Here is a 12,912-nt window from a genome sequence, read left to right on the forward strand (position 1 = left end):
CATTTTTTGCTAGGTCGATACCTAATACAGTCACAGCCATGTTGTTATCTCCGTATGAAATGGTGAATTTATCATCTCAGAACTAACGGCTGAGTGATAGGGAGGAAGTCCATTCCATACGCTAAGCTTCTTACCCCGCTGAACGCTCACACGTAAAGAATGGTCGATTGAGAACAGCTTATTTAAGGCTTCTAATGCGGCACTTTTACCTGTGCCATTATGCCCAATGAAAATGGTTAGGTCAGGCTCAAACTCAATTGTTTGAGGGTGACTTGTGGATATACTCTTATAACCTGAAACCACTAATTTCTTTAATAACATGCTAACCACTTCTTGGAATATTATACGTAAGCCGTTTAAATCAACTAAGGTGAACGACTCTATAAGCTATCAAATGAATAGCAAATGTTACCATATATAACTGTACACTGTTCCTATACAAATCACTTTTTGATAAGAAACGCTTTGCTTTCACAAACGCGTCGTTAACACATAATGGGGCACGTCTGGGCTAGTTCAAATAATGAAAAGGCCGTGAGATCTAATCTTCGCTACTACGAGACAGTATCCTACGTGTTTACACATGCGATAAAGGTCTAGCAAACGGGATTCGTCAGCTTGCAAATCAATACCAAATGAAGTTCCAGTGGCATAAACGATACACTCAATAGGAGATTAAATAGCGCATAGTTTCAAATCAACGTGATGGTCAAAACTATAGGTTTCGACCTTAAATAAGTAGCAGATCGAATCGCGATGATAATAGTGTCGGACATAACATAGTTATTGTAGACCCGTAAAATTTCTACAAGCATCACAAACCATTTAGGGTTGTAGGAGGCATAACCATTCCACCTGTTGCCATTAGTGGCAGATGTCATCGGCCTTTCAAGGACGTTTATTCTCCTTAAGATCATCTGAAAGTAATTGTCTACGCCTTGAGTTGAGCGATCAAGTAAGTTTTCTGCTACCTCAAGCCGCTGAGCGTCATCAACACCAACAAGAGGTTTTATCTGGATGGAGTGTTGTGACTTTGGAAATGGGTGTACCAACCATTCTGAGCGACTATTCCCTGATGTGTACAACTGGTTCTCCAAGGTTGCAGCCCAATACTAATGAGCAAGTCCTCTTTTTTCACCAAAAAGAATAGATAACAACGGAGTGAATTAAGGCTTTGTTATGCTTATTTTTAGATTGTTTTCTTTTTAAATTAAATTTATATATCATGATGTCATGAAAAAACTTCAGTTTGATCCATATATATTGGCAATATAAAGACAAGAAGTTTTAAATTTTTCAAATACATAGCAATATGTAGATTGTGACTTTTTATTATTGAATAATATTCAATAACTTTATTGATTTAACTTTTTTATTAATTATTAAAACTATTTTTGTCACTATTATGCTTCATTTTTCACCTTCTATTTTTTTATGTATTTTTTGGTTTTGAAAAAATTAATAATTGGTCTTTTATTATAAAGTGTTCTAATTATCGTCACAAGGTGCTAACAATGAGTAAAATTAGTAGCGATATGATTGAGATTGAAGTTGATGTCGAATTAATACCAGAGCTATTTTTTGATAAGTTACTTGAGTTATATTTTTCATCATATGAAAAATATATTAATTAAGGAGAATGGTTATGGAGTACGTAGCATATCTAAGGGTTTCTTCATATAACCAAAAGGAAAAAGGAGATTCAATTGATGGACAAAGGAAGTCTATAACTAGATGGGTCACTGAACGAGGAGGGAATATAATTAAATGGTACATCGATGATGGTGTTAGTGCATATAAAGGTAAGAGGAATAATTTTGACCTAATGCTACAAGAACTTGAAAACGATATAGTTAAAGTAGACGGGTTAATAGTCTATTCTCTATCGCGTTTCAGTAGGAATTTGTTGGCTCAATTAGAAGCTACCAAAGTATTACAGAGGAAAGAAATACGCCTGATATCAGCAACGGAGGCTCTGCCTGAAAGCTATGAAGAAAGCTATGTGATGTCTTCAATTCTAGGCTTGATGAACGAACATTCCAGCATGCAAAATGGAAAGGTAGTTCGAGATAGATTGAGGGATACAGCGTTGAAACAATGCTTTACAGGTGGGCCAATTCCTTTTGGTTATCGTTCGGTTACAGTGACTGGAGAAACTTCTAAGAAGAGAAAAAAGCTACAAATACGAGAAGAGGAGGCGGAAATAGTGAGAGAAATATTTAATTTGGCCGAAAAAGGAGAAAACGGTAAACCATTGGGAGTAAAAAAAATAGCTGAGCGTCTGAATATAGATATGAAATATAAGAGAGGATCCAAATGGGAAAAAATACTATCTGTAGATTATTGCATAACAAGACTAATATCGGAGAATTTATATTTAACCCTAGTGAAGGAGATCCAGTTACTGTAAAAATTCCAAGTATTATATCTAAAGAACAATTTTATAATGTTCAGGAGTGTTTGAGATTGAAAGATATATTTTCTTCTGAGTCTAGGGGAATTCGGTCAAAGAACCTCTTAACTGGATTGCTAAAATGCAGTGTTTGTGGTGGCAGTATGGTAGTTACAAGCGGTAAAAATGGAAAGTACCATTATTATCAATGCAGCAAGCAAGTAAGACATTCTCCCGACTCATGCAGTTCTAAAAGAATAAGAAAGGATGAAATTGAACCTATAGTGAAAGATAAATTTGTTAAGCAATTATTGAAGGAAGATCACCTAAAGATGATTCATTATAATGCTAAGCAGCGCCTTAAGGAGGTTAATAAACTATCGTCGACAGATAAAGCCAAGATTTCCAAAAAGATCGGTAGCTTAGAAACACGTTATTCACGATTAGTCAACTTGATTGCTGATGGTGATTTAGTTCCAGATAAGAGAATAAACAAAACTCTTACAGGTTTATCTACTCAGATAGATGCTCTTGAGGCGGACATGGAAAAGTTGAAGGTTAGAACAAACCTCCCTGTGAAGAATTTTGGATCTGCTCGGTTAGAAGAGTTCGCAAAAGCCATACAAATATACTTACATGGTATTGATGATGAGGCGCTAAAACAACTTATGCTTGCTACAGTTACCAGCGTGAAGGTAGTAAAGACAACAAAAAAGTTGAAATTTGAAGGCTCTAACATGGCTGTTCTGTATCTAATTGCAAACGCAAAAACGGGAACCGATTTCTCGGTTCCCGTTTTCGTCACAAAGTGGCGGAGAGATAGGGATTTGAACCCTAGATACGCTATTAACGTATGCCGGTTTTCAAGACCGGTGCTTTGAACCACTCAGCCATCTCTCCGTTTCGGAACGTATAATAGGGAGCTTAGTCCGACTTGTAAAGTGCTGAATTATAATAGAAGTACTGTTTGCTCGTTTTATAGCCGCTGGTGAAATTTAAACAGTTTGAAAATGGGGTAAAAAAGAGACAAATAGTAGCAATTTATAGAGTTTTTACTTTATCTTGGCGCAAGTCAATAAAATGGTGTTTTATTGTTATCTTTATGATATTTAAGAAATAACTTGCTTTTAGGGTACAGGTGTTCGCCCGAAAGTATTTGCAAGACTTTGTGAACTAATTCAAAATTAACTGGTATAGCCAGTTGTGCTTAAATTTTTTAAGGGTGTTTATGAAGGTCACAAATCTATTTAAAGACAAAGTTGATGCGATTTCTGCTCATCAATCCGAGTTTATGAATTGGATGTCTCCAACGTTACGCGATTATTGGAGTGACTTTTTGGGAAAAGCTCAGAATAGCTTTCTTTTCTCGAAAGTTCGTGATCACCAACAGCCAGCTGTTAACGAAGAGGTTGCACCTCAACCTGCACCAATCGTAATGGCACCTGAGGCTCAAAAGCTGTATGACGAGTTAAGTGAAAAAATTGGTGAAGTGATTCACACTGGTGACTGGGTGCATGTATCTCAAGAACGTATCAATCAATTTGGTGCGGTAACGGAAGACATGCAGTGGATTCACACAGATCCAGAACGTGCGTCAGTTGAATCTCCATTTAAGACAACCATCGCTCATGGCTTTTTAACATTAGCATTGTTGCCTAAATTGACTGACTCAGTGGACCCTGATAAGCCAATGTTCCCAACAGCCAAAATGGTCGTTAACTTAGGCTTAAACCAAGTTCGTTTCCCTTACCCTGTTAAAGCAGGAAACAATGTTCGTGCTGTCAGCACGTTAACAAAAGTAACTCCGATCAAAAAAGGTTTGGAGATCGAGCGTGAAATTAAAGTGGAAATCGAAGGTATTCGTCGACCTGGTGCTGTTGTCGTTTCTGTTATTCAACTGCATTTCTAATTCCAGAGCCAGATAGAAAACATATAAAAAGAGAGCATCAATATGCTCTCTTTTTGGTTTTATTGATTAAAGCTTTTTACTGGAGTGTAACCGTAATCAGCAATCGCTTTTTGTCCTTGTTCTGAACGAAGGAAGGTGACGAATCCTTTACCTGGTTCGCTAATCTTATTGACTTTGTAGAGCACTAGGAATGGCCGCGCCAATTTATACTTGTGATTGCTAATGTTTGCCGAAGTTGGGTCAATACCATCTAATTGAATCGCTTTTATTGAGCGATCTACTGATCCCACAGAAATAAACCCAATTGCACGAGTATTATGGTTCACGATGGTTTTTACCATGCTGTTGCTATTTACAACCAAGTTGTTCGGGCTGATATCTGAGACGAGGCGATCATTTACGATTTTGGTTAGTCCTAGCAGACTTTCAAAACTGTAGCGCGAGCCTGAAGATGCCTCTCTAGTGACAACAGCGATAGGTTGATCTGCACCACCAACCTCTTTCCAATTCTTGATTTTACCTTTGTAGATATCAAACAGTTGTTGTTGAGAAAGGTTTTTTACAGAGTTTGTACGGTTTACAACAACAGCTAGGCCATCATAAGCGATAGGATATACGTTGAGATCTTCACCTTTTTCGCTTTCTGTCAGATAGCGAGAGCTCATCCCAATCTCGGCTACGCCTTTATTAACCATTGTAATACCCGCACTAGAACCAATACCTTGAACTGCAATGTAATCGTCCGGGTGTGTTTTGTTGTATTCCTCTGCAAGTACATCCATTACGCGAGCAACCGAGGTTGACCCAGAGATATTAATTTCTTTTGCAATGGCGGGGAGGGAGACTGCTATGGCCAATAACGTCGCCACAGTAAAACGTAACATATTAAACTCCATATACGGTATAAAGCAGCGTTTATGATATTGCGTTCAGGTTACACTTTTGTGAACTGTCAGGTCTAAACAAGGGAATTCTTTCTAACCAAGAGGTGATGTAGGTAGCGTTTCCAAGTAAAGTGAGATGATAATCTGAGGAAATGAGAATATAGCCACCCTTTGTTTGAGGTAGGCAGATAATCAGCATCGGTGGTGGTGTAAAGGTTATATACTAGGATCGACAGCTCTAACTATCATCCATCGGGAGAACGTTGATGTCAGTGTCCCAAATGGCGACAAGTCGTTTATACAAATCAGTTCAATCGCTCTGCTCTGCGCGTAATGCTAACCTGCCTGTCGAGCAGGGTAAGTGCCTATATGAGCCAGTGGAGAATGGTGTCGAGCTTCATAGAGCGCATTTTCTTCTTGATTCACAGCACAGCGAATATACCTCTCCCGTCGCGAAGATCGTGTTTGATGAGGGCAATCAGCTTTGGTATTTCTACGTCCCAACGTATCGCAACGAATTATTAAGGTGGATACCTTATAAGCCACTTCCATACAGCCAAACGCTTGAAGAACTACTCACCGAATTGGAAAGCGATCCTCAAGCGTGTTTTTGGGAATAGGGAACGCTCCAATTCTAACAGCTGCCAATGTCGCCATAATTTATGCTTTGGATTTAACGACTTGGTTTCTAAAGTCTTTCGGCGTCATGTTGTAAACCGATTTAAATGCGGTACTGAAATGCGCTGCACTTTTAAATCCGGATTCAAACGCTATTTCTGTTATAGATTTTTCTGACATGCGCAGCTGGGTTGCGGCGAAGTTGATCCGCTTCACTTTTAATATCTGTGAAAATGAAAGATCCTCTGCGGCGAGGCGGCGTTTTAAGGTCGCGATAGACATGCTCATATGAGCCGCTAAGCCTTCCAGAGTGATATCTTTCTCGATATTGTTCTCAATATACTTGATGGCCTTTTGAGAGTCGCTTAGGCTGCTTGCATCATCTATGATTGATAGGATATTTGGCTCTGCCTCCACCATTAACGACAGCAGTGCCATTGCGATATGACCTTGTGTGTAGTCTGGAGCATTGCGACTCGCTAAGTTGACCAATGTGTCTTTTAGTTGTGCTACTTCGCTGCTGGCTTGCGCTGAAAAAGGATAGAAGCGCCTTTCTTCCGTCTTGGAGCGTAGCATTGGGTGTGCTTTTTTAAAGTCACAGAATAGATTTGGGTTGAAGACTAGAGCCAGTGCTTTAAAGCCTTTTTCACTAGGGATGGCTTCTGCGCTGCTCAAATCAGCGGAGTTGTAGAGAGTAAAATCTCCTGCTTTAAGTTCAAATTGTTCACCATTTGGTTGATGAACTAATAGGGCACCTTCTTCAACAACATATAAGCCATTATGTGTTGCGGTGTAACGCTCACTTTTGCGCGCAGTGAAGTGATTAAAGCGAATGATCTCAATGTTCGGCATATTCGTTCTTATCATTTTTACATAACAAATAAAAAAGGCGCTCAATAGAGCGCCTTTTTAACTTCATTCGGTATTATTCACTTACAGTCTGTTCTGCTTGTGCTGCTGGTTGTTCAGCAAATACCTGGGTTGGCTTTGCAACTAAACTGCGGTTCTCTTGGTTTACGTCCGCAAGGACAATTTCCAATGTATCACCAAGTTTGTATACGACCTCTTTATCGATAGAGATGGTACCGTTGTCGCCATTGCACTCAATTCTTTCTTTATTATCAAGAATTAGTGCACCAGGAATAAAGGCTGCTGCGCCATTTTCGAGAAGTCGGACACGTGCACCAGCACGATTAATATCGAAAATCTCACCTGTGAAACAAGTTTTCTTGTTCGGCTCATCAGCAAGCGTACGTGCATATAACCAATCTGAGACATTTCGCTCAGCAATTTTATGATGTTTACGGTGCAGAGCTAGTTCTTCACCGACTTGATCATCAGGTTTTTGCACTGGCTCTTTGCCTAGGATGACAGCTTTCAACATGCGATGGTTGATCATATCGCCGTACTTACGAATTGGTGATGTCCAAGTCGCATAGATATCCAGCCCCATAGCGTAATGAGGAAGAGGCTGATTACCCACTTCACTGTAGGCTTGGAACTTACGAATACGATTATCAAGGTAAGAGGTTTCTTGCGCAGCCAACCAGCGACGCAATGCAGCAAAGCCTTCTAGAGTGGTAATTGACTCCGCTGTGAATTCCAGTGCACCTTCTGGATTGACAAGTTGAACCACTTCTTCAATCTTCTCAGTCTTAATGCCAGCGTGAGTATTGAAAACACCTGTTTCAAATTTATCGCGCAGTGTACGACCAGCACAGATGTTTGCGGTAATCATTGACTCTTCAACCAAGCGATTTGCACTGCGGCGCATATCTGCATGGATAGCAACCACATCGTTGTCTTCACTCAGCTCAAAACGGTAGTCAGGGCGGTCTGGGAAGACCACTGCGTTTTTCTCACGCCATTCTGCGCGAGCAAGAGAAAAGTCGTAAAGGTCACGAACGATCGTCGCGATCTCTTCAGATGGTTGCCATGCTTCTGAGCTGCCGTTTTCTAGCCAATCAGACACATGATCGTATGCTAGGCGTGCGTGTGACTTGATGTTTGCTGCAAAGAACTTGATATCGTCGCCAATTACGCCGTCTTTATTTACTGTTACGGTACAGCAAATAGCAGGGCGGATTTCGCCTTCAATCAGAGAGCATAGGTTGTCTGCTAGATCGCGAGGCAGCATTGGAATATTGCGGCCCGGAAGATAAATAGTATAGCCACGTTCACGTGCTACTTTATCCATTTCATCTTCTGGTGTGATGTAGGCGGTTGGATCTGCGATAGCGATAGTCAGTTCGAAATCGCCAGATTCGGTTTTCTTCGCGTACAGCGCATCGTCCATATCTTTGGTTGATTCACCGTCGATAGTCACGAAAGGAACGTGTGTCATGTCTACGCGTTCTAGATCGGCGTCGTCTTTTAGTTCCCAGTTCTCGATGCCTGCTGGTTCAGAGTTTGGTAGATCGTTTTGAGCAAGCGTTACCCACCAAGGTGCAATTTTGTCGTTCGCATCTGTGATTTTTTCAGAAATTTCTACGAAGAAAGAGTTATCGCCTTTTAGAGGGTGGCGAATAAGATGTGCGACAACCCAATCTCCCTCAGCGAACTCGTCAGGTTTTAGACCTTTCTTTAGTTTCGCTTTAAGAGAAAGCTTTTTAAGCTGCGGGTGATCAGGTGCTACGTTTAGCTTGCCTTTGAACATTTTGACTCGACCAATAAAGCGAGTCACGGCTTGTTCTAACAGCTCTTGTGGCTCAGCAACTTCGCGTTCATTTTCTGTGCGGATAATGGCGACGACTTTGTCACCGTGCATGCACTTTTTCATGTACGCAGGTGGGATGAAGAAGCTAGTCTTGCTGTCCACTTCCAAAAAGCCAAAGCCTTTATCTGTGGCTTTTATTGAGCCTTCTTTTTTCGGCAGGTTTTCTTGGATTTGCTGCTTAAGCTGAGCGAGTAGTGGGTTATCTTGAAACATCTTTTCTTAAATTACCTATGGAGTTGGGCACACTATAATCATTGCGAGCTATTATTACTACCTGTGGAGCGCAATTTCGCCGTGAATTTTGCTGATCGAATTGCAGGAAATCGGCTTAAATATTGATGAAAAACTCATCTGCGAGCTGCGCAAATCTACGGGGAATGGTGGGGCTGGTGGAAAAATATGCTAAAAATGCCATTATTGAGAATAAATTGTGATGTAATTCAATTTTTTCTGGCTTTTTTTATGCTTTTAAGGAATAATCCGCCTCCCTTAGTCGTCCCTAATGGCTTATCGCGGTTGTGTACTGTGCTGTGTTCCTGTCTGAATGGAATCAGTAACTGGATGAATCAGTATCGAATTGGAAGAGCATATGGGACTGTTTTTTTGTTTAATTAAGTAGGATCCCAATGCAAGATTCTGTTATTCAATTCAGCGATTTATCTCTGAATGATTCTATCCTTTCTGCTCTAGACGGAATGGGTTTCGTGTCACCAACTCCAATTCAGGCTGCGGCAATCCCACACCTGTTGGAAGGTGCTGACGCGCTGGGTAAAGCTCAAACAGGTACAGGTAAAACGGCAGCGTTCTCTCTGCCTCTTCTAAATAAGATCGATCTCAACCAACGTAAACCACAAGCTATCGTTCTTGCGCCAACGCGTGAGTTAGCGATTCAGGTTGCGGCTGAAATGAAAAACCTTGGTAAGAACATCAAGGGTCTTAAAGTTTTAGAGATTTACGGTGGTGCTTCTATCGTAGATCAGATGCGTGCTCTTAAGAGCGGTGCACAAGTTATTGTTGGTACTCCAGGTCGTGTACAAGACCTTATCAACCGTGAACGTCTACACCTAGATGAAGTAAACACGTTTGTACTAGACGAAGCTGACGAAATGCTAAACATGGGTTTCGTTGATGACGTTACTGCGATCATGGAACATGCACCAGAGTCTGCTCAACGCGTTCTATTCTCTGCAACAATGCCTCCGATGCTTAAGAAAATCGTTGAGCGTTTCCTACGTGAGCCTGTAATGGTTGACGTTGCTGGTAAGAACCACACTGTAGACAAAGTTCAACAGCAGTTCTGGGTAGTGAAGGGTGTAGAGAAAGATGAAGCGATGTCTCGTCTTCTTGAAACGGAAGAAACTGATGCATCAATCGTCTTCGTACGTACTCGTCAAGACACTGAGCGTCTAGCTGATTGGCTATCTGCACGTGGCTTTAAAGCGGCTGCTCTGCACGGTGACATTCCTCAGTCTTTACGTGAGCGTACTGTTGATCACATCAAACAAGGTGTTATCGACATCCTAGTTGCAACTGACGTTGTGGCACGTGGTCTTGATGTTCCACGTATTACGCACGTATTCAACTACGACATCCCATTCGATGTTGAGTCTTACATCCACCGTATCGGTCGTACTGGCCGTGCTGGACGTAAAGGTAAAGCGATCCTTCTAGTTCGCACTAACCAAATCCGTATGCTTCGCACTATCGAGCGTGTAACTAAGTCATCTATGGAAGAAATTCAACTTCCTCTACGTGACCAAGTTGCTGAAGCTCGTCTAGCTAAACTAGGCGCTGAGCTTGAAGCAGAGAAAGAGCACAAAGCACTAGACAAATTTGCTGAGCTGGTAGAGAAACTACAAACTTCTCTAGACATCGACCCAGCAACGCTTGCTGCTATGCTTCTTAAGCGCCAGCAAGGTAAACGTCCTCTGTTCTACATTGGCGAAGATCCAATGGTTGAAGCGATTGAGCGTGATAAGCAACGCCGCAAAGACCGCCGTGAAGGTGGTCGTGACGGCGGTCGTAACTTCAACAACCAAGATTGGGATACTTACCAGCTTCAAGTTGGTCGCGAGCAAGGTGTTCAAGTTAAAGACATCGTTGGTGCTCTAGCGAACGAACTAGGTCTAGGTAAAGGCTCTATCGGTGCGATCAAGCTAGCACAAGGCCACACATTCGTTCAGCTACCAAAAGCAATGACTTCTGAAGCTGCGGGCAAGCTAAGCAAACTACGCATCCGTCAACAAGATGTTGGTGCTGTAGTATGTGACTTCGATGACTTCCGAGAGTCTCGTGGTGGTCGCCGTGACGGTGGTCGTCGCGATGGCGGTCGTCGTGATGGCGGCGGTTACCGTGGCAACCGCGAAGGCGGCAACCGTGGTGGTGATCGTCGTGAAGGCGGTCGTCGCGAAGGTGGCTTCCGTGGTAACCGTGACGGCAACCGCGATGGTAACCGTGAGGGTGGCGAACGTCGCTTCGATCGTAACCGTGGTGGTGATCACCGTGGTAACCACCGTGGTGAGCGTGGTCACGGCCGTGGTCGTCGCACTCAAGAAGCATAATCACGAATCAGTGATTAGAGCAATTGATTAAATTGCCGTAAGAATTGAAAGCCGAGCGAAATGCTCGGCTTTTTTATGCGCGTCGAATACGGCTTTGTTTTTCATCGTGCTCATTTACCCAGGTTATTACTTCGTTTAAGGGTAGGGCTGGGCAGAACAAGTAGCCCTGAATGATGTCGCAGCCACGACTGCGTAAAAAATGCAGTGTATCCATGTCTTGAACGCCTTCTGCGACGACTGAGTACCCTAGGCCATGCGCTAACGCTATTGTATTCTCAACGATAGAGCGGGTGCCTTCTGTCCGGCTTGCGGTACAAAGAAATGATCGGTCGATTTTAATTTGATCAACTGGGAGATCTCTCAAAAGCGACAGAGATGAATACCCGGTGCCAAAGTCGTCCAAGCTGATCTTAATACCCAATCCTTTGATTTGGTGAATCAGGGGGTTGAGCTCAACAACTCTATCAATCGCCATCGTTTCAGTAATCTCTAAGCTTATAAGGTCAGCAAATTGAGGGTTTACTTTGAGCAGTGTTTCCAAGCGGTTAAACAATAAATTAGACGAGAGATCTTTTGCAGATAAGTTAACGTGGACAGGAAGCTTGATGTCTTTTTCTATAAAGGTCTGGAGGTCTTTTTCAACTTGGTTGAGGACCCACATGGTGATGTTGTGCACTTGATTACTTCGCTCCGCGATGGGGATGAAGTCGTTAGGCGAAATCGTTTTACCATTTTCATCATGCCAACGGATTACGGCTTCAAAGCCGACAGCTAAGTTAGTATGTGCGTCAATCAACGGTTGGTAGTATAGCTGGAACTCCTCTTTTTCCAGCGCACATTGAATACGAGAAGAGATTTCGAGCTGGTATTTGGCCCCGACGTTCATGTCCTCATTATAAAATGCAAAGAGATTGCCATTTCGTTTGGCGTGATACATGGCAATGTCCGCGTGCTTTATCAATAGATCATTGGACAGAGCGTCATAAGGGTAGGTACTGACACCGAAAACAACGCGGGAAGAGACTTGAAACTCATCTAAATGGAAGCGATTAGACAGTGCCGAATCTAACTCTTCGATGAGACTTTTGCCTGTTTCCTCGCATGCTGACGAGGTGAGGATGACAAATTCATCGCCACCAACGCGGAAAATTTTGTCACTGCCTTTAAGTTTCTCTTGGAGACGTTGCCCAATTTGAATCAGCAGTTGGTCTCCACAAAAGTGTCCCATAGCATCGTTGACTTGTTTAAAGTTAACGACATCGAAAAGGATCACTGAGAAAGGGTCTCCAGACTGTATTCTATCTTCGATTAACTCAAAGCAGTATTTACGGTTAGGGAGTCCAGTAAGTGCGTCGTGAACGGCATTACGCTTCTCTTTTTCAGCAACGGTATGAAGTTCCAGTATGGAGTCGTTGCTCCATTTGATAACCAGCACCACAAAAATGCTGCCACCGAATAAAATGAGAGAAACTCCGGTTTCCAAGAGGGAAGCGATAGGTTTTTGCATTATAGCGTGTAAAAAAGCGGCATAAGCAAAAATGAAACAGCTGATTAACAACAATAGGAAAGTCCACCCGGGTACATCAGTTCTCGAGCAGATGTTTTTTGTCATCTGCCATCCCCAGCAGAGCAAAATCAAACCTAAGATCACTAATAGAAATGCAATAGTGGGCACATTATTACCCCGATTTATTGATTGGTTTATTATTTTTGTTCACCCAATAAACAACGTAGCTCATATCTCTAAATTTGTACAAATTGACCTATTCATAAATTATGTTTAACAAGTCATATTTTTTAGTCTTCAAATAAAATCAAAACTTGCTACAGAT

Annotated in this window: 9 protein-coding genes, 1 tRNA gene and 1 pseudogene; 5 read left to right on the plus strand and 6 right to left on the minus strand. The window is 42.0% G+C overall.

What is annotated here, in order from left to right:
• Positions 1-30: 30 nt before the first annotated feature.
• A complete protein-coding gene (locus NL643_RS19990; protein ID WP_253645035.1) occupies positions 31-321 on the minus strand; it encodes an AAA family ATPase in 291 nt (96 codons plus the stop codon).
• Between the two features lie 1,324 nt (positions 322-1,645).
• On the opposite strand from NL643_RS19990, the gene NL643_RS19995 reads away from it, so the two are divergent.
• Positions 1,646-2,410, plus strand: a complete 765-nt coding sequence (locus NL643_RS19995; protein WP_253645036.1) for a recombinase family protein — start codon at positions 1,646-1,648, stop codon at positions 2,408-2,410.
• A pseudogene (locus NL643_RS22795) lies at positions 2,317-2,676 on the plus strand (recombinase zinc beta ribbon domain-containing protein); the annotation flags it as partial. The gene NL643_RS19995 and the pseudogene NL643_RS22795, both read left to right, overlap by 94 nt.
• A 525-nt stretch (positions 2,677-3,201) precedes the next feature.
• Here the strand turns inward: NL643_RS22795 and NL643_RS20000 are convergent.
• A tRNA-Ser gene (locus NL643_RS20000) sits at positions 3,202-3,292 on the minus strand.
• 328 nt (positions 3,293-3,620) lie between these two features.
• Here NL643_RS20000 and NL643_RS20005 point away from each other — a divergent pair.
• Complete coding sequence (locus NL643_RS20005) at positions 3,621-4,301, plus strand: MaoC family dehydratase (protein WP_005391037.1); 681 nt, start codon at positions 3,621-3,623, stop codon at positions 4,299-4,301.
• Positions 4,302-4,360: 59 nt separating this feature from the next.
• Here the strand turns inward: NL643_RS20005 and NL643_RS20010 are convergent, their stop codons facing one another.
• The gene (locus NL643_RS20010; protein WP_005391035.1) at positions 4,361-5,185 is read right to left on the minus strand and encodes a phosphate ABC transporter substrate-binding protein; all 825 of its coding nucleotides are present in this window, start codon (positions 5,183-5,185) and stop codon (positions 4,361-4,363) included.
• A 266-nt stretch (positions 5,186-5,451) separates the two neighbouring features.
• Here NL643_RS20010 and NL643_RS20015 point away from each other — a divergent pair, with 266 nt between their 5' ends.
• Positions 5,452-5,805 carry a DUF3024 domain-containing protein gene (locus NL643_RS20015; RefSeq protein WP_012842479.1) on the plus strand — a complete coding sequence of 118 codons (354 nt, stop codon included), beginning with the start codon at positions 5,452-5,454 and terminating at the stop codon, positions 5,803-5,805.
• Positions 5,806-5,845: 40 nt separating this feature from the next.
• On the opposite strand, the gene NL643_RS20020 is transcribed toward NL643_RS20015, so the two are convergent.
• Together NL643_RS20020 and rnb are read right to left on the minus strand one after the other, a co-directional pair.
• Complete coding sequence (locus NL643_RS20020) at positions 5,846-6,655, minus strand: AraC family transcriptional regulator (protein ID WP_253645037.1); 810 nt, start codon at positions 6,653-6,655, stop codon at positions 5,846-5,848.
• Between the two features lie 73 nt (positions 6,656-6,728).
• Positions 6,729-8,732, minus strand: coding sequence for an exoribonuclease II (gene rnb / locus NL643_RS20025; RefSeq protein WP_012842481.1), 2,004 nt, complete (start codon positions 8,730-8,732; stop codon positions 6,729-6,731).
• Between the two features lie 413 nt (positions 8,733-9,145).
• Between rnb and NL643_RS20030 the strand changes: the two genes are divergently transcribed.
• Positions 9,146-11,080, plus strand: coding sequence for a DEAD/DEAH box helicase (locus NL643_RS20030; RefSeq protein WP_253645038.1), 1,935 nt, complete (start codon positions 9,146-9,148; stop codon positions 11,078-11,080).
• Between the two features lie 73 nt (positions 11,081-11,153).
• Here NL643_RS20030 and NL643_RS20035 read toward each other — a convergent pair whose 3' ends face one another.
• Entirely contained in the window at positions 11,154-12,692 is a 1,539-nt protein-coding gene (locus NL643_RS20035) for a bifunctional diguanylate cyclase/phosphodiesterase (protein ID WP_031780182.1), read from the minus strand.
• Positions 12,693-12,912 lie beyond the last annotated feature (220 nt).

This window comes from Vibrio sp. Y42_MX_L11, from assembly GCF_024181785.1.
GTDB lineage: Bacteria > Pseudomonadota > Gammaproteobacteria > Enterobacterales > Vibrionaceae > Vibrio > Vibrio diabolicus.